Genomic DNA, 23,003 nt, shown 5'->3' on the forward strand with positions numbered 1-23,003 from the left:
TCGATATAGTCATGAATACTGCCCTGGAAGGGTGGCGCTCGGGGCCACTCGAGTGCCGACCCGATGCCAGGTTGATCGGGGTTGCCGATGTCGGTCTGGGCCGGCGGTTGCCTGCCCGCGTCTACTGGACGGTTGTGGCTGTCCGTGCCCGAGCACACGGTCCCGCCGTTCCCATATCCGACTCCGCGTTTACATTCGAATCCACGTTCACATCCATACTCGTGAGCCACGGAACACGGACACGAACGGAAAGTCCGTGCTCAACGTCTTCGTGCCGGTCGAGTCGTTCGGAACTCGAGTCATCCACACGGACCGTCAAAACGAAAAAAGCGACGAAGCTGTTCGCACTACGGCGTGGCGTTATCGCTCCGCAATCGGCACAAACTCCTGATCCTCCGGACCCGTATACCGGGCGCGCGGTCGAATCAGGCGATTATCATCCTGGTACTCGAGTACGTGTGCGATCCAGCCACCGGCGCGACTCATGGCGAAGATTGGGGTGTACATATCGATCGGGATGCCGAGCTGGTAGTAGACCGAGCCGGAGTAGAAGTCGACGTTCGGGGCGATGCCCTTCTCGACGAGACCCTTCTCCTCGGAGAGGTACTGTTCGATAGTGGTGGTGTAGTTGTACCACTTGTCGTCGCCGTTTTCGGCGAGTTCCTTGCTCCGTTCTTCGAGAATCTTCGCGCGGGGGTCTTTGACGTTGTAGACGCGGTGGCCGAAGCCGGGGATGCGCCGGCCTTCGTCGGTGGCCTGTTCGACCCACTCGCGGTGGTCGAGGTCACTCTCGTCGATTTCGATCAGGACTTCCATGACGTCCTGATTGGCGCCGCCGTGGAGCGGGCCGGAGAGTGCGCTAATGCCGCCGGTAACGGCGCTGTAGATGTCTGCCATCGTGGATCCGATGACCATCGAGGTGAACGTGGAGGCGTTCAGGCCGTGGTCGGCGTGGAGGATGAGCGCCTGGTCGAACGTTTCGGCGGCGATGTCGTCTGGTTGCTCGCCGGTGAGCATGTAGAGGAAGTTCGCGGCAAGCCCCAGATCGGGATCGGGATCGACCGGCTCCTCATCGAGTCGGTAGCGCTCGAAGGCGGCGAGTGCGGTCGGTATCTTGGCGGTGATTCGCCGGCCCTTGCGAAGCGTCGCATCGAGGTTTTCGGGGTCAGCGTCGGTCTCGGGTTCGGTTGCCGAGAACATCGAGACAGCGGTCCGAAGGGCAGCCATGGGCTGCTCGTCGGCGTCGGCGAGACGCTCCATCGTCGCGAGCACGTCGTCGCTGACGGTGCGTTCCTCGGTGAGTGCCTCGGTAAACGACGCGAGTTCGTCTTCGGAAGGAAGGTGGCCGTTCCAGAGGAGATAGAGGACTTCCTCGTAGCTCGCGCCACGGGCGAGGTCCTCGATCGCGTAGCCACGGTAGATCAACCGTCCCGCGTCACCATCGATCGAGCTGAGGTCTGACTCTGCGACCAGGACGCCCTCAAGCCCTTTTTTAAGGTCGTCTGCCATACCGTGGAATTTCAGTCGCCGATGGAAAAGTATTGTCGTTTTCTCGCCGTGATCTGTCAACAGACGGGAGTCGGTTCCTGGCCGCAGATTTCTGGCAGTGAAACGTGCTCACAAAGCGCACTTAGGAATCTATCTGTTCGACGAGTTCGACAACGTAGCCGTCGGGATCCTCGACGAACGCAACCCGGCAGCCGATATCCGCCATCGTCGTCGGCTCCATCTCGACGGGTGGGTCTACCTGAGCTACCAGTCGGTCGAAGACCTCGTCGGTACTCTCGATGCCGACGGCAACGTGAGCCATCGTGCCGGGATCAATCTCGGGACCGCCAGCCGAATCGTACTTGAACTGGAACTCCGCGTTCTCGCCGCCGATGTAGACGTTTTCGACGCCGTCGTCCGTCTCGAACGACCAGTTCTCCGTCAGTCCGAGCGCGTCGACGTAGAAGGCTCGCGTCTGCTCGAGATCCGATACCCAGAGTGCCGTGTGAATAACGTCCATGCTACCAGTGAGACGGACTGTTGTAAGTCAGTTCCGGCGCGAGGGCAGACAGACGCGGCCGTATCGGTCGAGGAGGAGAATATCGTTCGGTCGCCGTCTGGGGTCTCATCGAGGCGGGCCACACATTCGAACCCGTTCGCTCGTTCACATGAGCATCGGCGATTCTCGCGACGATGGAATGAGCCTGCGGCTTACCAGCACAGCCACCCGAATCACAGACGATGGAAATCAGTGAATTCCTCGACGGAGAGGTGTTAACTGGAACGCACGCAGCAATCATCTTCGCGCTGTGGCTCGGTCTTGTGACAGTCAGCGCATTCGTCCTCACGTTCGTCGTGTGACTCCCGCGGACTCCACCGACGTGCCACGGATCAGCGATCCAGGTGACAGTTTGGTAGTAAAACAACCACAGCGACCGAGACCCTGGCCCAGGAACAAGAACCGGAACCGGAACAGGAACACAGCGATACTGCCGGCGACCGCTACAACTGCTGGCCGAGTTTCTCGCGACTGATGTGCACACCAGTCGGCGTGATAATCATCTGATCCTCGCCCTTGCGGACGATGTCGCCGTCGACCTCCTGGGCGACCTGCCGGAGTTCGTCGACGATATGCTCGACAGTGCTATCTTCGGTTCGGAGCCGAGTGATATCCGCGATGACGATGTCGCCATCGTAGACGGCGTCTTTGATGTCGATCGCGTCCGCCTGACTGCCGACTTCCGCGATGTGTACCTGCATCGCCGCCGCGTCGGCCGAACTCGCCGAAACGTCGTCGAGATTCAGTTCGACGTAGTCCTCGGCAGTCCGCGACTGGTTGCCGCCGAGAATCTTACTCATCAGTCCCATTGCCGTTACCCCCCGGGGCCGCCAGTATAGTTCTTACGTCAGACGGACACTCCATCGATCGAGACTGTCGGACAACTGTCTCGTCTGCTGGTGTCGTTACACTACGCGATGACACCGGAGTTCCCTGCCTAAACTCCCACACCAGTCGCCCACGCATTGGCCGCTACCTCCATATTTTTTGACTCTCAGTCCGTCACCTCAGCCGATGACCTTCAGCATCTGCGTCCACGAATCCTACACCACCCCCGATGGCGAAGCACACGAGCGCTTCGGCGTCGCCGTCACAACCCGCCTCCCCGGCGTCGGCACTCTCTGTCCGTTCGTCAGCGAAAACGGTGCCGTCGCCACCCAGAGCCTCGTCAATATCGACCTCGGCCGCACCGGAATCGAATATATCGACGACGGTCTCGGCGTCGGCGACGCACTCGAGTCCCTCCTCAACGCGGACGAGGGGGCACCCCAGCGCCAACTCCACGGCGTCGACGCCGAGGAGACGTTCGCCTTCTCGGGCGCGGAGTGTGGCGACTGGTTCGGCCATCAGGAGGGAGCGCACTTCACGGTCGCTGGGAATCTGCTCACCGGCGAAGCAGTGATCGAAGAGACGGCCGCAATGTATGCGGATGCAGCGGTACACGAGACGACGGACGAGACGGACGGAAGTCCGCGCGAGGGCGACGGCCCCGCTCCGCTCGCGGAGCGACTGATCGACGCGCTGGCGGCGGGTCACGAGCAGGGCGGCGACAAGCGCGAGGGGCTGACGGTCCAGAGCGCGGCTGTGGTCGTCGAATCGACGGAGTCCCACGATGTGACGAAGCCGTACAACGACTTGCGCGTGGACGCGACCGAGACACCGATCGCGGACTTGCAGGAGACCTACGAGCTCGCGGTGGACGGCTACGAAGCCACACTCGAGCGGTATGCGGAGGCGTACGAACAGGATTCGCTCGACGAAGCCGCGGAGAGCTGAATGAGAGCCGGACAGAGACCTCAGTAGTTGAAAGTGATTATATTGTGACCTCCTCCTCGCCGTAAACGGAGAGGGATCGACGATTCCTCAGGCAGTCGGGCTGTGCCCGACGACGGCAAGGCTTCCCACGAGCCGAGGCCCGCTGCGGTGGGAACTTACGTTTGCATACCGACGGGGTGCTGGCGTTCACGAGAACGAAGTTCTCGTGCAGCCTCTTGGAGAGCAACGCTCTCCAATGGTCGGCGAATCGAAGATTCGCCTCGACATCAGAAATCACTGATTTCTGAGGATGTTGTGAACGACGGGATTCTCTCGCCTCAAGAAGATAGATGACGGTACTGATGAATCACAACAAGTGGAAGATCCAGTACCTTATCCCGACCCATGCCATATAATACCACAACAAGTGGTGGACATTCATGGGAAATGAAGACAAAAACGACCGAGAAACCAGCAAATCATCGAAGTCTGATAGTCCACGAGAGGAAAACTCGCTTGGAGCCGCTCTTGAAGCCACTCTGCAATCTGGGTTGCGGTCGGTGGCCGATGGATTACGGAAGGCAGTTAAAGGGGACACAAGTGGGACAACGCCCTCCAGAACACCGTCTCAACCACATCCGTCCGCTGATAGAAGGCAAACGAAGCAGAATCGGCGTGCAGACACCGTGAAGCGCAAGCGGAAGAAGCGGACGCACGAATCGAAATCTGAAGAGTGCTTACTCGACACTCGCTTCACCGACGACCAGTTCATCGTCACTGCAGATCTGTTTGGTGCCAGTTTAGACGACATTACGGTTGGTGTCAACCCGAGAACAAACGAACTCGTCATCGAGAAGACTGGAACTGTTGTTGGACGAGTTGACATTCCGTGGGCCTCGCCCGAAATGCAGAACGCGTGGTTCAAGAACGGCATCCTTGAAGTTCACATGAAATCGGACGATTCCGAACCGCTCACCAACTCACCATCCTAAATGATCAATTTTTAAATCACGTTATTGATTCGGGTAATAGTCTGTGAGTTGCTGGTTAACCGTCTTCCCTCCATCTGAACTGAGCGGGCGACGCCCTTCGTTAATTGACTCCGGCCGAGTCCGAGTGTCACATTCGTGCGCTGTATGCAGCACAATTTCGAAAGCCGACTACCGTTTGAGAATTTCAACAAGTCCGTCTGAGAGTGTGAACTACGTTACGCCGTAAATTCGTACAATTCGTCGCCGACGTGGTGCAACGAATCGACGACCTTCCCCTCGTTTCCGGCCATCTCCGAGCCCTCGACGCGAGCGCGGCCGATCGCCAGCACCTTGCCGTGGGACTCCTCCGCGATAACGACCAGATCGTCCGGCGAAATGTCCCCAGTTGCCTCGGTGATCCCCGGCCGCATCACGTCCGCCCCATCGCTGACGAACGAAATCGCACCGGCGTCGACCGTCACCAGTCGCTGTTCGGGTTCGTAGGCGTTCGCACCACGAACCGTCAGAAACGGCACCTCGTCGAAGAACGCAACCTGTGGCTCGCCATCGATCAGAATAACCTCGCGGTCCGCGTCCTCGAACTCGACGCGCTCGTACGTATCGCCGTCCGGCGTCACACCGAGCTTCTCTGAGAGATCGGACTCGAGTGCCGAGACGTCGTCGCTGCGAAGGTGGTGGCGAGATTTGACTTCCATACCGGTGCTACCGCACGAACCCATTTAATAGAATAGATTTCTCGTGGCCTGCGGACGACGAGAGACAGTGCCCGAACACAGATCCCTGCGAGTTGGCGATGCATAATCATGGTCTCGTCCGGTGTACGGCAGCTATGATCGACTCGCTCGGCGGCGAGGGGACGGACCGAATGGAGGGGTTGAGCGACGGGTTGTTCGCGATCGTGTTGACGTTGCTGGTGTTGCAGTTCGAGGTACCGGACGTCTCCGCGGGGGAATTGCCGGGAGCGATCGCGGATCAGGAGACACTGCTGTTCAGTTACCTGCTGAGCTACCTGGTAGTCGGCGTTTACTGGATCGTACACCACAATCTCTTTCGGAATATCGTCGACCACGATCGGATACTGCTGTGGCTGAACCTCCTGTTCTTGCTCTCGATTTCGTTTCTGCCGTATCCGACGGAGATCATGGGACTGTACGGAACGCAGTTCGCCTGGGTGCTGTATGCGACCAACATTATTCTGGTCGGGACGTTTCTGACGCTCGTCTGGAGCTACGCCGCACGGTCTGGCTTCGTTGCGGACGAGATCGACGACTGGACAGCCCGGTTGGTGACGGTTCGCGGACTGATCGCCCCCGCCGTCTTCGTGCTCTCGATTGGCGTGTCGCTTGTCAACATTTCGATCGCGTTCTTCGTTCCGATACTGATTGCGCCGTTGCAGTGGCTCTGGGTGTGGTACTATCGAGCCAACCGGTCCGATTGAGCGACCATTTCGAGCGTCGACTAGTTCGTCCGCCAACCGATTCTCTGCGTAGACACTCCCGCTAAAACGAACGTGTGACAATTGCTAAGTAACCACATAGCCTTGGGGTAGCTATGTGGCCATGGTCCTCCCGATCCCCGTCGGCGACGGTCACGTGTCTCGCCTGTGGCGATGGCATCTCACGGTCTGCTGCTCGAGAGTACGACAAGTACGGCAACCAGTGGGATCGCCGCGATAAGGAGTTCGAGCACCTCTGTCCGACCTGTCACAACGAACTCTGCCATCAGCCACGCGACGAACTCGAGGACATCCTCGTCGAACTGCAAGCCGGTGAGGAAGAGACCGAGACATTTCTGGCGAGCTATCTCGCGACAGTCGAGGACCGGTACGGACGCGTCGAGGAAGAATCCTAACTGCTGTGTTGCGGTCCCCGAACTCACCGGAACTGATCCAGCCCAGACTGCTGGCGGCGATGTCCCCTGGGTGACGCGCGCCAGGCCGTCTGTCGATCCCGTTCTGCATCGAGATCGACCTCGGGAGCGGCCGCTGACTCGTAGCCCGGGCAGTCAGGGCTGCAGTCTGCGTTTGCATCGACGAAATCGCCCGCCCACGTACAGTGGGGCAGCGTCGCACCTGCCCCGTTGGTCGCGACGCAGGACGCACAGTCGGGGAAGCCGTACGTCCGCCAGCCCTTGCCGTAGGCTCGTTCGGCGAGCCGACGGCGCGCTCGGGCCTTCGCAGCGGGTGAAACGGGCTCGATTTCGGTTCGGCCGGGTTCGAACGCGAGCGGTTCGATGCCTGGTTCAGTAGTCGGTAACGGCGTCGGCTCGCGGACGACTTCGATCTCGAGTGCCAGTGCCGACGGATCGTCACGATCCCGGGTTCGATGCACTCGCCAGACCCCAACCGGATCGGGGAGTCGGTGCAGGTGCGCCCGTGTGACGTAGCTCTCGGTCGCCAGAATGACCTCGTCGACCAGCGCCAGGCTCACGTCGGTCCGGAGTTGCATCTCGAGGTCGCCGGGTCGGCCGAGGTCGGGTTTGTTCTCGATGGCGACGATGCGGTCGTACCAGTCGGGGTAGCGCGCGACCTGTCGCACGTACTCGCGGCCGTTACACCGCTCGGATTCGAAGAAGCCGATCTCGCAGGCCCGCTCCATCGCTCGTCGTGCGCGGTTCGGATGACAATCGAAGGCGTCCTTCCAGTAGCGCGCTCGGCCAGGACCGACGGTAGATTCGATAGCAGCGTCCGGAATCTCCGCGTCCGTAATCGCGGTTCGCTCCCCGAACTCGGAGCCCGGTTCGACACAGACGACATCCAGAATTCGGCCGCCCGGGTCAGCGACGCTCCCGCCGAGCTGACGGGCGATAAGCGGGTCAGCGCCCGCTACCGGCGGCCTGCTGGACTGCTCGAGGTGCGCACAGAGCGCGAGTTCGAACGCGAACTCGGACACAGTCAAGCAAGGCACGCGACCGAGAAAAGCGGTTGGGTTCGCAGGTGTTGCGGCTGGTTGGCGATTCGCGTCTCTTGGTCTGGCAAGAGTACGTTCAGACCGCCCTCGCGTCGAACTGCCGCCTGACCCGTCTCACGGCGAGCAGGCCCGAAACGAACAGGAGGAGACTACCGAAAAATACGCCGGCAACGATCACAACGGGATGGTTCCCGACAGCGGTAGCGATCGTCAGCGCGACGAGCGCCGATGCTACGATCAGGAACGCTAGTCCGAATGCAATGATCGCGGCCGTGAGGAGCCCGTATTCGGAGAGTGGGTCGATCGGACGTGGAGCGATTGGTGTGTAGGTCATTGGTCGTCCGAGTAGAGGCATCGCTCCGTGGTAAGTATAATCTGAAAATCATTTCAGTAGGGGTGCTTACTGAAGCTCGTTTCAGTCGCTGACGGTACTGGTCTCGAGTACCGCGAGTTCGTCGTCCATCGTTACACGAAGTTCGTCACCTGCGAGCGGAAGCCGGACTTCGAACCGGTACGGGTCACGGTCGACGACGCGCGTGAACTCGTCGGAGACACACCATGGCAGCGTCCAGTAGGGTCGCTCGTCGAGCGAGACGCCGCGCTCGCGATGAAACGTGACCACCTCGGAGTGGTCGAGCAGGCGCAAGCCGGCGGCCGAGCAGAGCGTGTGGGCACACTGGCGACACTCGTGGTCGACGCGCAGACTGACGCCGAGACAGCAGTCGTCTTCCTCGACGAACCGAGTCTCCATCCGGCCGCTACACTCCGGACAGACACCGTCGGCGGCCAGACAGTGGAGGTGCCGAACGCGCTGGTCGAACGCGTCGGCGATTTCCGCTCGCGTCCGGTCGGCCAGGCCGCCAGGTGGAAACGCGTACTCGCCGTGGCCCTGACCGCAAGCCTGACAGTCGATGGCGAGTCGTTCGTCCTCGTATATCGCCGCCAGCGCCCCGTCACAGGCGAAACACGTGCCCTCGACTGAGAACGGGTCGATCGACGGGTGTTCGTTGAACGAGCCCGAGATCACCGAACGGACGACCTTCTCGCCGGCGTGTTTGAACGCGTAGCCCCCTTCCCGCTGGGTGACGAAGTGGCCCGTCAGCTTCTGCAGGTGATAGTTGAACTGCGCCGAATCGCGCATGCCGACCTCGCGACGCAGCGCCGAGAACGAAACCGGCAACTCGTCGGCGGCCCACAGGGCCTCGAGAATCGAGAGTCGAACCTCGTTGCCGACCAGCGCGAACGCCTCGGCAGGGTCGAGACAGTCGGTGCACTCGAGTATCCCCTCGGCGTCCGGTGGCTCACTCGCGGTGTTTGACTTGCTCATGGCGTGGTGTACGCGAGTACATACCAAAATCGTTCGCTCAAGTCAGATTCTGTAATCCAAATTGCATTTCGGGAGGGTCAGTTGATCAGTTGACCAGTTGGGCGGTCAGATGAGGAGGTCACCACTCGGGAGTCGTCGAGAACGGAAGCCGTCGCGCTCAGATAGAGATCATTGAAAGAGGTGCTCACCCCGGCAGTGACTGTTGCTACCTGCGAAATCGAGTGGATAAATCGCACGCCGAGACTACCAGACTGACGGAACGGTCACGGCGACGCAGACGCCTGCAGAACAGTAGGTTTATCAATCGCACGAGGGAAGGCCTACCTAAGATTACTCATCGTCTTATGGCAGGAACTCAACAACCGGAGGTGAACATCGGACTCGTCGGCCACGTCGACCACGGCAAGACGACGCTGGTGCAGGCGCTCAGTGGGTCGTGGACGGACCAGCACTCGGAGGAGATGAAGCGCGGAATCTCCATCCGACTGGGCTATGCGGACGCGACGTTCCGCGAGTGTCCCGATCTGGAGGAACCCGAGCGCTACACGGTCAAAACGGAGTGTGAAGACGGCTCGGAGAGCGAACCGCTTCGAACCGTTTCGTTCGTCGACGCACCGGGTCACGAGACCCTGATGGCGACGATGCTCTCGGGCGCATCGCTGATGGACGGCGCCGTACTGGTCGTCAGCGCGAACGAACCCGTCCCACAGCCCCAGACCGAAGAGCACCTGATGGCGCTCGACATTATCGGGATCGAGAACATCGTCATCGCCCAGAACAAGGTCGACCTCGTCGACGGTGACCAGGCACGACGAAACTACGAGGAGATTCAGGAGTTCGTCGAGGGTACCGTTGCCGAAGACGCACCCGTCGTCCCCGTCTCGGCCGGCCAGGAGGTCAACCTCGACCTGCTGATCCAGGCGATTGAAGAGGAGATTCCGACGCCCGAGCGCGATCCCGACGTCGACGCACGGATGCACGTCGCCCGCAGTTTCGACATCAACAAGCCGGGAACCAGCGCTGCTGACCTCACCGGCGGCGTCCTCGGCGGCAGTCTCGTCGCGGGTGAACTCGAGTCCGGTGACGAAATCGAGATCAAACCGGGCCGGGAGATCGAAGAGGGCGGCCAGACAGAGTACGTCCCGATCGAGACGACGATCCGCTCGCTGCAGGCGGGTGGCGAGACGGTCGACACCGTCACGCCGGGCGGACTGCTCGGCGTCGGAACGGGGCTCGATCCGGCACTGACGAAGGGTGACGCGCTGGCGGGACGGATGGCCGGCCCGCCGGGGTCGCTGCCGCCGACCTGGCAGCAGTTCACGATGGACGTCGACCTGCTAGAGCGCGTCGTCGGTACCGACGGCGGCGAGGTCGACGATATCAGCACCGGTGAACCGCTGATGATGACCGTCGGCACGGCCACCACCGTTGGTGCAGTGACGAGTGCCCGCGAAGGCGAGTGTGAGGTCAACCTCAAGCGACCCGTCACCGCCGAACCAGGCGCAAAGATCGCGATCAACCGCCGCATCGGCGCTCGCTGGCGGCTGATCGGTCTCGGAACGCTACAGGAGTAGCCGATACGAGAGAGACGAGACACGATGAGCACCCGGGTCGCCCTCGATACGAGCGCGCTAATGATGCCAGTCGAACTCGACGTGCGGTTGTTCGACGAACTCGATCGACTACTCGACTCGTTCGAACCGACGGCACCGCAGGCCGTCATCGAAGAACTGCGCCGCCTCTCCGAGAAGGGGGGACGCGAAGGCACTGCCGCAAACGTCGGTCATGATCTGGCAACCGAACGCTGTCTCGTCGTCGACACCGAGGCATCCTACGCCGACGACGCACTCGTCGAACTCGCCCGCGAGGGCACCGTCGACTACGTCGTCACCAACGACCGGCCGCTGCGCGACCGGGTACTCGAGGAGCACAGACCGGTAATTGCATTACGCGGGAGAAACAAGTTAGCGATCACTCAACCATAGATGTACAAACGGGTTAGATTGAAGGATACAGTGGAGGTACCGCCGGAGGAGCTCGGCGACGTGTCGCCGACGCTCGTCAAGCGACTGCTACAGGACAAACTCGAGGGACGCATGGACGAGGAGGTCGGAAGCATCGTCTCCGTCACCAAGGTGCGCGATATCGGTGATGGAACGGTGTTGCCGAATCGGCCAGGCGTCTACTACGAGGCCGATTTCGACGCTGTCACGTTCGACCCGCAGATGCAGGAGGTCGTCGACGGCACCGTCGTCGAGGTCGTCGAGTTCGGCGCGTTCGTCGGCATCGGCCCCGTCGACGGACTGCTCCACGTCTCCCAGATCAGCAACGAGTATCTGGCGTTCGACGCCGAGAACCAGCAACTCGCCTCGAACGAGTCCAACCGCACGCTAGGTGTCGGCGATTCGATCCGCGCCCGCATCGTCACCAAGAGCATCGACGAGCGCAACCCGCGCGACTCGAAGATCGGACTGACGGCGAAACAGCCCGGTCTTGGTAAGCACGACTGGCTCAAGAACGAACACGAGCAACAAGAAGCAACCGCAGGTGAATAACGATGGCAGCCGACCGTCTCGTCTGTCGCGAGTGTCACCGGGTCAACGACCCGGATAGCGAAACCTGTGATGCCTGTAACTCCTCGTCGCTGACCGAGGACTGGGCGGGCTACGTCGTCATCGCCCACCCCGAAGACAGCGAGATTGCAAGCGAGATGCAGGTCACCGAACCGGGCGCGTACGCGCTCAAGGTCCGGTAATCAGTCGATCGCTGTGACACTTGACGACACCAGTACGGGCGACGCGGACCGTGAGCGCAATCAGGAGTACGACCAGCTACTGGTTCTCCCCGACGACCTCCGCCACGAACTCAAAGAGCCGATGGGCCCGATCGAAACGGACGCCGAGCAGCTACTCGAGTCCGTCGACGGCCCGCTCATCGCCGTCGGCGATGTCGTCACCTACCACCTGCTGCAGGCCGGGCGCGTCCCCGACGTGGCGTTCGTCGACGAGCGAACCAAGCGTGACGCCGTCGACGAGGAGATCCGCGACGCCGTCGCGACGGAGCCGACCCACGAGGCCGTCAACCCGCCGGCCGAACTCTCCGGCGACGTGATCCGCGCGCTCCGCGAGGGACTCGACGACGAGGAACCGGCGACAGTGCTGGTCGATGGCGAGGAGGACCTCGTCGCCGTCCCCGCAATCGCCGCCGCACCCGCGGGCGCGAGCGTGGTTTACGGCCAGCCCGACGAGGGGATGGTCCACGTGCGCGTGACGAGCGAGCACCGGACGGAGATGCGAGAGCTACTCGAGCGCTTCGACGGCGATGTTGAGCGACTCTGGGCGTTGCTCGACCCAGATAGCTAACCGGATTTCCCCGACAAACGAAGTCTTGCGAACTGCCTATTCTGCTTCGACAACGGTGTGTTCGAGCACTCCAATGCCCTCGATCTCGAGTGCCACCGTATCGTCATCCTCGAGCCACTGGCGGAGTTCGAGGCCACAACCCTCGCCGACGGTGCCACTGCCGATGACGTCGCCGGGGTGGAGCGTCTCGGACTGGGAGACGTGTTCGATAATGTCGGCGAAGGAGTGGTACATCTCGTCGACGGTGCCCTCCGACCAGACCTCGCCGTTGACGCGGGCGGTCATCGGGGCCTCGAGTACGTCGATATCCTCGGCGGGGACGAGGTAGGGACCGAGCCCGTTCGCGAAGTCTTTCCCCTTCGCGGGGCCGAGTCGGGCCTCCATCTCCTCGCCTTGCGTGTCGCGGGCGCTGAAGTCGTTGAAAACCGTGTAGCCCGCGATGTACGCCTCGGCTTCCTCGGCGGGAATGTTGCGCCCGCGCCTGCCGATCACGGCGGCGATCTCGAGTTCGTAGTCCATAATCCGCGAGTAGTTGGGCCACCGGACGGTCTCGCCGGGTCGAACGACGCTGTCCGGATTGCCCTTGTAATAGACCGGCAGCTCGTACCAGACGTCGGCGATGTCGCCGTCCATGCTATTTTCGACGTGCTCTTCGATCGCCATGAAGTCGCGCAGCGAGTTCGGCCGCGGCAGCGGTGCGAGCAGGTCGTACTCGCCAGGTTCGTACTCAATTTTCGCACCGGCGGGGCCGCGTTCGGCGCGGGTCTCGGCGGCGTACTCGAGTGCCTCCCGGGCGTCCGCAATCGCGCGCTCGCCGCGTTCGAGAAAGGCGATCATCTCGGGTGGGACGTGGGCGTGTGCGAGGTCCGCGGGCGCGGGTTCGCCCTCGGACTCGAGTGCCGCGCCGTAGGCGGCGGTGAGGTCGACGAGAGTGGCCTCCCCGGCCCCATTGCTGTCTGGGTTGCTCGCCTCGGCGACGGCACCGATGCGCTCGACGGGGCCGACGGGGGTGTCGACTTCGAAGGTGGCCAGTTTCATGCATCCCTCCCATCGGGGTCGTCCTCGAAAAGCGCAACGGGGCGCACCCAGCCCGCGCTCCCGTTCTCGATTGTGATGGGGAACGCGACGAGCGGAATCTCCGTCCGCCGCGGGAGCGCGTCGAGGTTCGCCATCTTCTCGATCTGGCAGTACTCGACCTCCCGGCCCGCGAGGTGGGCCGGCCAGAGTTCGGCCTCGTCGCCGGTCTCCGCGTAGCGCTCGGCCATCGTCGAGAACGGCTTGTCGAAGCCGTAGGCGTCCGTCCCGATCACGCGCACGCCCTGCTCGACGAGGAATTTCGTCCCCTCGGCACTCATACCAGGAAATTCTGTGAGATACTCGGGGCTCCCCCAGTACTCGTCCGCACCGGTCTGGATGAGGACAATCTCGCCCGGCGAGAGGTCGTGATCCAGATCCGCGAGTTCGCTCTCAATTTCCGCGGCGGAAATCTCGCTGCCCGCCTCCTTCCACCGGAAGTCGAGAACGACTGCGTGACCACGACACCACTCGAGTGGTACCTCCTCGATGGTCTTCGCTGGCTCCCCGTCGACGTCGGGGCCGTAGTGTGAGGGTGCGTCGAGATGCGTGCCGGCGTGGGGGATCACCGCGAGTTCCTCCCAGGCCAGCCCCTGCCCGTCCGGAAAGTCCTCCGCCCCGATGTCGTAGCCCTGTTCCTGCAGCGTGGCGGCGAGTCGCTCGGCACCCGCCTCGTGATCGAAGGCGTCGATCTGGGGCGGCGTCGGTTCGCTCGGAACGCCGTCCTCGAGTCCGATACTGAGGTCGATCAGCGTCCCGTCGGTGGCCGTGATCGCGTCGTGCATACGATGGGAGACTGCGTCGGGGAACATAGTAGCCGGTGGTGTCTTCATATATCTTTTCAGAATGGTTCCACCGAGATACTACTATGTGCAAAGGGCTGAGTCAACGGCGAGAAACTCGCCCATCGTGCCCAAAACCCGACTGCAGTCACTCGCAAAGGCAGTCCTGCGTCCGAGTCAACTGAACAGTCTCGTCGTGGAGTTGCACTGCGAGCTCGTGAATCGTCCGTGCCCGGTATTCGCCGGCAACGCCGGTCCGGTAGTAGGATTCCGACCGGTTCTCGATCCAGAGTGCTTCAAGCCGATCAGCGACGCCTCTCGAGAAGAGCCCCGCCCTCACACCCAGGTCGTACACTTCGGTGTGGCGCTGACCGGCGACATCGTATCCCTTCTCCTCGACGTAGAACTGGATCGACCGCTCGATGGCGACAAAGGAACTCTCGATGATGACCGTTTGACATCCTCCACACGGCTGAAGCCGTGGGATTCCCCCGTTGGGATATTGTGGTTTACGACGTGATCTGTTCTTGAGGTGCAAACGCACCAGTTTCCTTGTCAAACAGGAACGTCGATGGCTGTGCCAACCAGCCGTTACTCCTATCTCCCCCATCACAAGCGAGACTCGGAGGTACTTTTTGTCGAATGTTTTCTGCACCGTTCACGTCCGCGTTCATCACTGCCCCGCAGTCATCGCACACGTACAAGCCACGTTCAACACGGTTTGCTTTGCGCTCCCGGCCACAGCACGAACACGACTTCGACGTATCTCGCTCGGATACGTACTTGACCGTGATGCCGTCCATCTCGGCCTTGTATTCGAACAGGTCGGTGAAGCGGTTGAACGCCCACGAATGCAAATCGAGGTTTCCATGTTTACCCCAGTCCTTTGATTCGCCGTTCTCCTCAACTTCGCGGATACCGGAGAGGTTACCCACCACAATCGTTCCAACACCCTCCTCGACACACCGCTCAACGATGTGTTTTGAGAGGGTGTGGAAGTAGTGGGTGCGGCGAGCCGACTTCTTCTGATGCAACCGATTCGCTTGCTTGGAGTCGGCGTCGTCGCACCGGGCAATCCGCTTGCTGAAGTAGTAGTCGTCCTGCTTCAGGCAGTTCAGCGGGTACAGCTCGGCATGGCCGTCTTCGTAGGCGAGTGCGGCGAAGTTGTTGATGCCGAGGTCAACACCCACGGTCTTCTCACCCGGTGCTTCGGACACGTCGACCTCGACTTTGCACACGAAGTGGAGTTCCCACTCCTTGCCAGTCCAGACTGCCCGTACTTGTTGGGCGCTCTCGACTGTGGAAAGGTCAACGTTGGGACGAGTCTGGTACTCACAGAGGATGAAGTCTGACCAGTACTCTTTCAGGTTCGACCCCTTTGAGAGTCGAACGCGGTCGTACTGGGTGTCGAGTTTGAAGCCAGCGGCTTTGAACGTGACCGTTGAACGCGGGTGTTTGTCGCCGTGTTTGCGGTAGCCGGGCGGGTTCGCTCGCGTGTCTCCGTTGCGTCGTTTGCCGTACCAGCCGTTAAACGCCTCAGCGAGTTCTTGAAGAACGCGCTGGCTTGACTGAGAATGGAGGTCATCGTAGCGTTCGTGCGACTTGAGGTACGCGGTGAGTTCGTTGTGTTCAGGGATGTAGTCGATTTCGTCCCAGACACGACTGATTGTCCACCGTCCGACGTTCCAGAGTTTACTGGCGGCGAACCCGAGCGAGTCAAGGTCGTCAGACACCTGTTGCTGGTTCCTGATGGAAGCAGTGTAGGTGCGAGTGACGACCTGTTTCGCCATACGTAACCTATGTAGAGAAACCTACTTGAAGGTATGGATCGTGCAACGTGGAATATCCGGCTTGTTGTGAAACGTGGAGCGATGCAGCAGTGGCGGCTTCATCCGCACGGCTAAAGCCGTGGGCTTTCGCCTGTACCTTCTGTAATGGCCGTTCCGTGCAAGCAGAAAGCTAGCAGCGTCGAGGAGCCGGCACGCCTTCCGCAGTTGCAGAACGGCCGGGTCGGAGACGTACTCGAGTCCAACCTCCGGCTGCTCGGGCTTTCGCTGGAACGCGCCTTCTGCGTCTGCGAGTGCTGCTTCGAGGTCCTTCGACGTCATCCGTCCACCCCGAAGACATCACGCTTCACCCGTCGGAGCGTCTCGCTCTCGACGAGGGGAATTCCCTCCTGCAGAATAGGACGCAAATCATCGCCGCGCTTGCGGGCGCTCTCGGGTGATTCGACGAAAACCTCGAACTCGTATCGATCACCGTCAATCGGTTCGGCTTCCAGATCTCGGACGACGTCCGAGACAGTCCGTCGCGCAGAAACCGGGTCTTCGTTTTCGCCAACGAGGACGAAAACGTCGATATCGCTCGCGCGGTCAGCCTCGCCGCGCGCTACGCTACCGAAGCAGAGGACTCCCGCGATTGACGGTACGTTGTCATCTACTCGCTTGACGAATCGTCTGAGCGGAGCGCGAAATTCTGTTTGCGGAATTTCGAGAAGCGGGTCGTCGGCGTCTCGGAGTCGACGTTCGTCGATGCGGTAGAGGGTCCGTTTCCCGGCGTCGCGCCTAACGATGAGTCCCATCGCCTCAAGGAGCGCAAGCGCCTTCGAGACGCTGGGACCGCCATATCCGGTCAGTCGCTGAAGCTCCCGGTTCGAGAACTCCTCGGTCGGGTTACGGGCGAGTATCTCGAGTGCCTCATCCATCGCCGCGTACCGAAAGACCTGCTCGTTCGGGAGCGGCAATCGTACTTCGACGGCCATTTGTTACATTCCATATAACGCGTTATACCACATATAACTATCATCTGCTAGTCGGAATATCGGTAGTGGGTGTGACAATCTGTTTGAACTCGAGACGGCAATGGAGAACGCACCTGATTGACCAAATCGAGACGTTCGACAGGATATTTACCGACCGCCGTGAACGTGACGGACATGTACGATTTCGTCGTGGTGGGCGTCGGCCCCGCCGGCGCGCGCTTCGCCCGACGGGCAGCCGAGAAGGGGTTCGACGTGCTCGCACTCGAGAAGGGCACCGTCGGCACGCCCCTTGCCTGTTCGGGACACGTCAGCACCGACATCTGGGAGTTCACCGGCCTGGGTGCACGCGAGAAACTCTTCCAGAACGAGATTTACGGTGCACGATTCCACGTCGGCGGGCCGAACAGCGACGAGTATCCCTTCTACAAGCGCGAGGTGGCCTCGAACGTCATCGACCGCGTCGGACTGGATCGCCACCTCGCTGACCTCGCGCGCGAGGCCGGCGCAGACGTTCGCGAGGAACACACCGTTACCGACGTCCGCGAGCACCACGACCGCGTCGAGGTCGACGTGAGCGGTCCCGACGGACCCGTTACCTTCGAGGCAAAGATGGTCGCTGGCTGCGACGGCCCACGCTCGCGGGTTCGGGGCGAACTCGGCCTTCCCGAACCCGACGAGTTGCTCCACGGGGTGCTCGCGTTTTCGGACGAGGCGGACGACCAGGACTTCGTCGACGTCCACCTCACCGCGCCGACGTTCTTCGCGTGGCGCATCCCGCGGGGTGACGCCGGCGTCGAGTACGGGCTCGCCGCGCCGCCAGGTGTGCAGGTCACGAAGCACTTCGAGGAACTGATCGACGGCTACGAAATCGACGTCTCACACCGCTGCTCGGGTGCGATTCCGATCGGCCCGCCGGATCGCGTGACGAGTCGCCGTGGCTTCCTCCTCGGCGACGCGGCTGCCCAGACCAAGCCCTTCACCGGCGGCGGCATCCTCTACGGCATGACGAGCGCCGACCACGCGGCCCGCGAGATCGACCCTGACCGGCCGACGACGCTCGCCGCCTACGAACGCGCCTGGCGCGACGATATCGAGCGCGATCAGGAACTCGGCCACTGGCTCCGGCGAGCGTACTCACTTCCCGAGCCGATCCAGCACCTCGGCCTCGGCGCGCTCTCGGGCGAAATCGGCGTTCACATGGACCGACCGACATCGCTGGTGTCGGCAAAGCACCTCAAGACGGTCTTCTCCTGGCGCTGATCTGACTGGGCGGACTGGCGAACTGGCGGACTGGCGGACTGGCGAACTCACTGGAACCACGACGAAACGGCAAACGACAGACCGAAGGAAGCAGTCCCGAAACCTCCTGTCGATGGCAGGGCGATACGCCGGCGTCGTCGCGTTCGTCGCGAGCGTGCTCGAACGTCTCGGAATCATCAGCGCCGAGCGCTTTCGCCCGACGATGGACCTCGCGTGGCCACGTATCGTCACCGGCTTCGCGATCATGTCGAAGCAGACGGCCGACCTGGCGATGGTCGGGCTGGCCGTCGGCGTCACCGGTACCGCGGGGATGGCCTACGCGCTCGCCTACTGGGAACTCGTGACGATGCTCGGCCTCGGACTCGCGGGCGGCACCGTTTCGCTCGTCTCCCAGAACTACGGCGGCGAGGAAACCGAGCGCGCCTCGCTCGTCGTCACACAGAGCGTCCTGCTCGCTGTCGTTTTCGCACTGCCGCTCATGGCCATCTTTCTCTTCGCTGCCGCACCCCTGATCGGGCTGCTCGGTTCGAACCCGGAGGCTATCGAGCACGGCAGCACCTATCTCGTCTTCGTCGCGCCCGCCGTCCTGTTCGAACTCTGTAACCTGATCGCCAGCCGGACCTACACCGGCGTCGGCGACACCTTCACCGAGATGGTCGCCCGCGCGGGCGGCGCGGTCCTCAACATCCTTCTGAGTGGCCTGCTGATCTTCAGCTTCGATCTCGGTGTCGCGGGCGCGGCGATTGGAACCAGCCTCTCAACTGGCTTCGTGACGCTCGTGCTCGCCTGGGGCATGACCGGCCGCTCGTACGGCCGACTCGGCATGGAACCGAGTCCAGTTCCGATCAGCCTGCGCGGGCCGTGGTTCGACCTCAGTGTCGTCCGCGAACTCATCGAGATTTCGACGCCCGAAATCGGCCGCCGACTCGCGGGCGGCGCGGTCGTCTTTCCGCTCCTCTGGATCGCCGGCACCTTCGGCCCCGTCATCGTCACCGCACTCGAGGTCGGCCGCCGCGTCCGGAGCCTGATCAACAGCGTGAACTGGGGCCTTTCCCTCGCGGCAAGCTCGCTCGTCGGCCAACACCTCGGTGCGGGTGACGAGGACGAGGCGGGTGCCTACGGCGCGTCGATCATTCGGCTCTCGACCGTGCTCTACGTCGCGATTGCGGTGCTCGTGATCGTGTTTGCAGAGCCGATCGCGAGCGTGTTTGTCGACGATGCGGGTGCAATCGAGGCCGCGGCGGTGTTCGTCGCCGTTGGCGCGGTGAGTTCGATCGGATTCGGAATCGACGGCGCGGCAGCGGGCGCACTGCTCGGTGCGGGCGACACCCGCCTCCCGTTCGTCGCCTCGCTGGTCGGCCGTTACGTCTTCGCGCTCCCGGTGGCACTGCTCGGCGTCGTCACGCCGCTCGACGTCGTCGCGCTCTACCTGGCGCTGTTACTCGAGACGTTCGTTCCGGGCGGGATCAACTACGCGCTGTTCAGGCGCGGGCGCTGGAAGGCGGTGAGCCGACGCTACCGGCCGTCGTCTTCGTCGGATCTCGACACATAGGAATATCGTGCCCGACGGCGAGAGTCCTCGTCAGTCCGCGGCGTTCGGAACGATCGCTCCGTTTCCGCGGAACAGGTTTGACGGGTCGTACGTCGACTTCACGTCCACGAGTCGATCGTAGTTCTCCCCATAGAGCATTTTTCCGGGATCCTCGTTCAGTCCTGGGAAGTTCCCATACCGACCCGAGGCGACCGGCAAGGCCTGCACGTCGGCGATTCCCTCGCGAGCCCAGGTCACGTTCACGTCGTCGTTCGCCGGATCCTCCCAGTTCGCCTCGAACGTGACCATGTACGGTTTGTCCCGGTGCCAGAACGCGGTTTCGTCCTGTGGCACCTCGGCGACCGCACCGTCGAGGTGCCAGATATCGACCGTCGAGAGCGCCGACGGTGCGGACTCGTTACACTGCAGAACGACGTCGACGAGGTCGTCAGTGATCGCCGTAACGTAGATCGACTTCCAGTAGTACCGGAGTCCGTCCGGGTAATCCTCGTCGAGCATCGACTGCAGGTCGGTGAACGCCATCGGCCTGCTAAAGTCGGCGACCGGCGTCAGGCCCGCTCGAAGCGACTCGAAAACGTGGTCGACATCCGCACGGTCGCCACGGGAAGAGCCGAGGAACGCGACCGCCGGGTCGCCCCACACAGATTCGGGGAACTCCTCGAGTTCGGGGACGTGCGCGGCGAACATGAGGACGCCCGCGTCTCGCGGTGCAGTCTCGACCCACTCGCGGTAGCGATCCACCGCCGTTGCTGCGTCGTCACCGGTGTACCAACTGAACAGTGTCTCTACGTCGGGACCGACTTCGTGAAGCGCGAACTCAAACGACGTGACGACACCGAACGCGCCGCCGCCACCGCGGAGCGCCCAGAACAGGTCCGCGTTTCGATCGGCGCTCGCCGTTCGAACCTCGCCGTCTGCCGTGACGACGTCGACGCTGACCAGGTTGTCCGCGGCCAGCCCGTACTGGCGGCTGAGGTGGCCGTAGCCGCCGTTGAGCGTCAGCCCAGCGACGCCGGTTTCCGAAACGGCCCCGAGCGCCGTCGCGAGGCCGAACAGTTGTGTCTCACGGTCGACGTCGCCGAGGGTGGCCCCGCCTTCGACGCGGACCGTTTCCGTCTCTCGATCGACCCGGACGCTGCGCATATTCGAGAGGTCGATGACGAGACCACCGTCCGTGACAGCCGTGCCGGCAACGTTGTGGCCGCCACCCCGAACAGCGACGGGCAACTCGTGCTCGCGGGCGAAATCCACCGCTGCGACGACGTCAGCGACGCCGGCACACTGGGCGATGATCGCGGGATACCTGTCGATCATCCCGTTCCAGATCCGTCTGGCCTCGTCGTACGCGCCATTGGATGGGAGCACGATCTCACCCGCAAATTCGGATTGAACGGTTCCGACGGCGTCGCGCGGGAGCCGAGCGAGCGATTCCTCGCCTGGAGACTTGTCAGTCGTTGCCATGGATACTCGTACGCTGCCGAACGAGATAACCAAGTCGCTGGTATCGCGCGTGACGGACTCTCTCGGCGCCTGACGGGTGTTTCTGGAAACGGACGTTCGTCACTCCGTCCCCACGAGACCGCAGGTGATCGAGGCTGGTTCGACCAATTCCGCACCGTCGACCGCATCCGGCGTCAACAAGAGCACAGTGTCGTCCGGTAGCTCCTCCTCGACTCGTACCGTCCGGCCGAGGGCATCCTCGAGTGCCTCCGGAGACGCGTCCGCCGCGAGATCCGTCGGTGGCTGTGGGAGGACGAATACGAGGTCGGCGGGTCGGTCGTGATCCGTTTCGGCCATCTCGAGGAGGTCGGCCAGCGCGTCAGTGTCGAGGGACTCGAGTGACCGGATCGTCACGCGTTCGGTATCGGAGCCGGGGGCGTCGGCGGACTGGGTGCGGACGCGGTCTGCGAGGTCGGCGAAGTCGGTGTTCTCGAAGGACATGTCCGTGGCTCCAGCGCCGGGTTCCGTAAGCGTGTGCCCGGCCAGTTCTGGTCGCGAGAATAGCACTGCCTGCTTTAGATCAGCAGGGACAGTCAAGCACTGTTGCAAACGGTCTCTAGATGGCAGCCATTGGAAGACGGGCGATATATTCAAGTGATAGTTCCCAGAATGAGTAGCCGTCATCTTGTGGCTGGAGCGGCAGGACTGTCACTCCAGCCGGTCGCCGCCCGGTAGCGGCTTCCAGATATGGACGACCAGATTGAGAAGATACTAGCACAGTATAGTACTGCAAGTAGCGTCATCCGTGAACTGCACGACGTTCCGCCGTACCGTGTCTACGAAGTCGAACTCGATACGCGGCGTGCAGTGGTGAAAGTCGACGATCATCCACGGGGACACGCAGCCGACGAAGGTCGTGTTCACGAGTACGTCGCAACGGAGACAACAGCTTCCGTTCCCGAAGTAATCACTGTTGGGTCTGACCACTATATTACAGCCTGGCGAGACGAGATTGCACGTTCAGCAACACAGATCAGCCCCGACTGGGCACACGCTGCAGGTATCTGGATGGCTACACTCCACGATGACACTGCCGGTGTGTTCGACGTGTTCGGTCAGCCTCGAAACGATGGCACGAGTCTTTCACTTGCAGCCCACGACACCTGGACTGACGCTGTCATCAAACGAATTAACCATCATCGTCAGTACCTCGCGGCGAAGGGCTACGCAGACGTTGCCGACGCTGTTGGACGGTTCTTTCGGGACAATCTCCGCGTTTTCGATGATGTCGGTGAGCCGGTGCTCTGTCACGGCGACGTTCATCCTGAACACCTCAGCCGAACGAGTGAGAACGGGTGCATCGCGATCGATTTCGAACACGCACTCGTTGCACCGGCGGAGTACGACTATTGGCGGACAGTGATGCCGTACTTCGAAGAGTCAGATACCGTTGACGAAACTGTTACGCGGGCGTTCCGGGACGGATACGGGTCTGTCCGACCGCTTCCCGATGGCTTCGAGGAGCGACGCCCACTATACAGATTGATCAACTGGGTTGCGTTCCTCGAATCACTCTACCTCCAACAGAACGTTGACCTAGACAAGCGCGAAGAGATCGGCAATTGGATGCGAAAACGTGTATCCGAGACACTTTCGGAGGTGAGAGAGACAGTCGACTAAGCAACCCGGAAAGACACAGAGCAACGAAGCAACGAGGGGACACCTCAGAAACGCAACTACGG

Annotated in this window: 27 protein-coding genes; 12 read left to right on the forward strand and 15 right to left on the reverse strand. The window is 61.9% G+C overall.

The features are described from left to right. Nucleotides 1–360: 360 nt before the first annotated feature. The 3 genes from citZ to C483_RS07075 form a co-directional block, all read right to left on the reverse strand. The gene (gene citZ, locus C483_RS07065; RefSeq protein ID WP_006652670.1) at nt 361–1,509 is read right to left on the reverse strand and encodes a citrate synthase; all 1,149 of its coding nucleotides are present in this window, start codon (nt 1,507–1,509) and stop codon (nt 361–363) included. A 121-nt stretch (nt 1,510–1,630) separates the two neighbouring features. Continuing rightward, the gene (locus C483_RS07070; RefSeq protein ID WP_006652671.1) at nt 1,631–2,008 is read right to left on the reverse strand and encodes a VOC family protein; all 378 of its coding nucleotides are present in this window, start codon (nt 2,006–2,008) and stop codon (nt 1,631–1,633) included. Nucleotides 2,009–2,490: 482 nt separating this feature from the next. Further along, nucleotides 2,491–2,856: a cell division protein SepF gene (locus tag C483_RS07075; RefSeq protein ID WP_004217285.1), complete on the reverse strand. Its 366-nt coding sequence runs from the start codon at nt 2,854–2,856 to the stop codon at nt 2,491–2,493. Between the two features lie 205 nt (nt 2,857–3,061). On the opposite strand from C483_RS07075, the gene C483_RS07080 reads away from it, so the two are divergent. Together C483_RS07080 and C483_RS19900 are read left to right on the forward strand one after the other, a co-directional pair. Next, a complete protein-coding gene (locus tag C483_RS07080; protein WP_006652672.1) occupies nt 3,062–3,823 on the forward strand; it encodes a DUF1028 domain-containing protein in 762 nt (253 codons plus the stop codon). Between the two features lie 419 nt (nt 3,824–4,242). Continuing rightward, on the forward strand, nt 4,243–4,794 hold the full coding sequence (locus tag C483_RS19900; RefSeq protein WP_152419846.1) for a gas vesicle protein GvpH: 552 nt from the start codon (nt 4,243–4,245) through the stop codon (nt 4,792–4,794). A gap of 215 nt (nt 4,795–5,009) precedes the next feature. Here C483_RS19900 and C483_RS07090 read toward each other — a convergent pair whose 3' ends face one another. Next, nucleotides 5,010–5,489: an RNA-binding protein gene (locus C483_RS07090; RefSeq protein ID WP_006652674.1), complete on the reverse strand. Its 480-nt coding sequence runs from the start codon at nt 5,487–5,489 to the stop codon at nt 5,010–5,012. A 134-nt stretch (nt 5,490–5,623) separates the two neighbouring features. On the opposite strand from C483_RS07090, the gene C483_RS07095 reads away from it, so the two are divergent. Then, the gene (locus tag C483_RS07095; RefSeq protein WP_006652675.1) at nt 5,624–6,232 is read left to right on the forward strand and encodes a TMEM175 family protein; all 609 of its coding nucleotides are present in this window, start codon (nt 5,624–5,626) and stop codon (nt 6,230–6,232) included. Between the two features lie 113 nt (nt 6,233–6,345). Further along, entirely contained in the window at nt 6,346–6,645 is a 300-nt protein-coding gene (locus tag C483_RS07100; RefSeq protein WP_006652676.1) for a DUF7562 family protein, read from the forward strand. A 23-nt stretch (nt 6,646–6,668) separates the two neighbouring features. On the opposite strand, the gene C483_RS07105 is transcribed toward C483_RS07100, so the two are convergent. The 3 genes from C483_RS07105 to C483_RS07115 form a co-directional block, all read right to left on the reverse strand. Further along, nucleotides 6,669–7,685, reverse strand: a complete 1,017-nt coding sequence (locus C483_RS07105) for a DUF5787 family protein (protein ID WP_006652677.1) — start codon at nt 7,683–7,685, stop codon at nt 6,669–6,671. A gap of 94 nt (nt 7,686–7,779) precedes the next feature. After that, entirely contained in the window at nt 7,780–8,037 is a 258-nt protein-coding gene (locus tag C483_RS07110; RefSeq protein WP_006652678.1) for a hypothetical protein, read from the reverse strand. 81 nt (nt 8,038–8,118) lie between these two features. After that, nucleotides 8,119–9,030, reverse strand: a complete 912-nt coding sequence (locus C483_RS07115; RefSeq protein ID WP_006652679.1) for a winged helix-turn-helix domain-containing protein — start codon at nt 9,028–9,030, stop codon at nt 8,119–8,121. Between the two features lie 344 nt (nt 9,031–9,374). On the opposite strand from C483_RS07115, the gene C483_RS07120 reads away from it, so the two are divergent. The 5 genes from C483_RS07120 to C483_RS07140 are packed head-to-tail and all read left to right on the forward strand — an operon-like array spanning nt 9,375 to nt 12,392. Continuing rightward, nucleotides 9,375–10,604 (forward strand): translation initiation factor IF-2 subunit gamma, encoded by a 1,230-nt coding sequence (locus C483_RS07120; protein ID WP_006652680.1) that lies wholly within the window; start codon nt 9,375–9,377, stop codon nt 10,602–10,604. 24 nt (nt 10,605–10,628) lie between these two features. Beyond that, nucleotides 10,629–11,015, forward strand: coding sequence for a PIN domain-containing protein (locus C483_RS07125; RefSeq protein WP_006652681.1), 387 nt, complete (start codon nt 10,629–10,631; stop codon nt 11,013–11,015). Next, nucleotides 11,016–11,585, forward strand: a complete 570-nt coding sequence (locus C483_RS07130; RefSeq protein ID WP_006652682.1) for a DNA-directed RNA polymerase — start codon at nt 11,016–11,018, stop codon at nt 11,583–11,585. Nucleotides 11,586–11,587: 2 nt separating this feature from the next. After that, nucleotides 11,588–11,785: a transcription elongation factor subunit Spt4 gene (gene spt4, locus C483_RS07135; protein ID WP_004217297.1), complete on the forward strand. Its 198-nt coding sequence runs from the start codon at nt 11,588–11,590 to the stop codon at nt 11,783–11,785. Between the two features lie 13 nt (nt 11,786–11,798). Further along, the gene (locus tag C483_RS07140) at nt 11,799–12,392 is read left to right on the forward strand and encodes a GTP-dependent dephospho-CoA kinase family protein (protein ID WP_006652683.1); all 594 of its coding nucleotides are present in this window, start codon (nt 11,799–11,801) and stop codon (nt 12,390–12,392) included. A gap of 36 nt (nt 12,393–12,428) precedes the next feature. Here the strand turns inward: C483_RS07140 and C483_RS07145 are convergent, their stop codons facing one another. The 6 genes from C483_RS07145 to C483_RS07170 form a co-directional block, all read right to left on the reverse strand. Further along, nucleotides 12,429–13,430 (reverse strand): fumarylacetoacetate hydrolase family protein, encoded by a 1,002-nt coding sequence (locus tag C483_RS07145; protein ID WP_006652684.1) that lies wholly within the window; start codon nt 13,428–13,430, stop codon nt 12,429–12,431. Beyond that, nucleotides 13,427–14,251 (reverse strand): cyclase family protein, encoded by an 825-nt coding sequence (locus tag C483_RS07150; protein WP_049912490.1) that lies wholly within the window; start codon nt 14,249–14,251, stop codon nt 13,427–13,429. Before C483_RS07150 ends, C483_RS07145 begins: the two co-directional genes overlap by 4 nt. A 145-nt stretch (nt 14,252–14,396) precedes the next feature. Continuing rightward, a complete protein-coding gene (locus C483_RS19425; protein WP_241431481.1) occupies nt 14,397–14,786 on the reverse strand; it encodes a hypothetical protein in 390 nt (129 codons plus the stop codon). Next, a complete protein-coding gene (locus C483_RS07160; RefSeq protein WP_006652687.1) occupies nt 14,758–16,038 on the reverse strand; it encodes an RNA-guided endonuclease InsQ/TnpB family protein in 1,281 nt (426 codons plus the stop codon). The genes C483_RS19425 and C483_RS07160 overlap by 29 nt, the downstream gene beginning before the upstream one ends. 21 nt (nt 16,039–16,059) lie before the next feature. Beyond that, nucleotides 16,060–16,356 carry a hypothetical protein gene (locus tag C483_RS07165; RefSeq protein ID WP_006652688.1) on the reverse strand — a complete coding sequence of 99 codons (297 nt, stop codon included), beginning with the start codon at nt 16,354–16,356 and terminating at the stop codon, nt 16,060–16,062. Further along, on the reverse strand, nt 16,353–17,009 hold the full coding sequence (locus C483_RS07170; RefSeq protein ID WP_006652689.1) for a nucleotidyltransferase domain-containing protein: 657 nt from the start codon (nt 17,007–17,009) through the stop codon (nt 16,353–16,355). Before C483_RS07170 ends, C483_RS07165 begins: the two co-directional genes overlap by 4 nt. Nucleotides 17,010–17,183: 174 nt before the next feature. On the opposite strand from C483_RS07170, the gene C483_RS07175 reads away from it, so the two are divergent. Both C483_RS07175 and C483_RS07180 read left to right on the forward strand, forming a co-directional pair. Continuing rightward, on the forward strand, nt 17,184–18,269 hold the full coding sequence (locus tag C483_RS07175; protein ID WP_006652690.1) for a geranylgeranyl reductase family protein: 1,086 nt from the start codon (nt 17,184–17,186) through the stop codon (nt 18,267–18,269). Between the two features lie 112 nt (nt 18,270–18,381). Then, nucleotides 18,382–19,821 carry an MATE family efflux transporter gene (locus C483_RS07180; protein WP_006652691.1) on the forward strand — a complete coding sequence of 480 codons (1,440 nt, stop codon included), beginning with the start codon at nt 18,382–18,384 and terminating at the stop codon, nt 19,819–19,821. Between the two features lie 30 nt (nt 19,822–19,851). Here C483_RS07180 and C483_RS07185 read toward each other — a convergent pair whose 3' ends face one another. Both C483_RS07185 and C483_RS07190 read right to left on the reverse strand, forming a co-directional pair. Next, a complete protein-coding gene (locus C483_RS07185; RefSeq protein WP_006652692.1) occupies nt 19,852–21,282 on the reverse strand; it encodes an FAD-binding oxidoreductase in 1,431 nt (476 codons plus the stop codon). A gap of 99 nt (nt 21,283–21,381) precedes the next feature. Next, entirely contained in the window at nt 21,382–21,762 is a 381-nt protein-coding gene (locus tag C483_RS07190) for a hypothetical protein (RefSeq protein WP_006652693.1), read from the reverse strand. A gap of 246 nt (nt 21,763–22,008) precedes the next feature. Between C483_RS07190 and C483_RS07195 the strand changes: the two genes are divergently transcribed. Further along, nucleotides 22,009–22,941 carry an aminoglycoside phosphotransferase family protein gene (locus C483_RS07195; protein ID WP_006652694.1) on the forward strand — a complete coding sequence of 311 codons (933 nt, stop codon included), beginning with the start codon at nt 22,009–22,011 and terminating at the stop codon, nt 22,939–22,941. The last annotated feature ends 62 nt before the right edge of the window (nt 22,942–23,003 follow it).

It is taken from the genome of Natrialba hulunbeirensis JCM 10989, assembly GCF_000337575.1.
GTDB lineage: Archaea > Halobacteriota > Halobacteria > Halobacteriales > Natrialbaceae > Natrialba > Natrialba hulunbeirensis.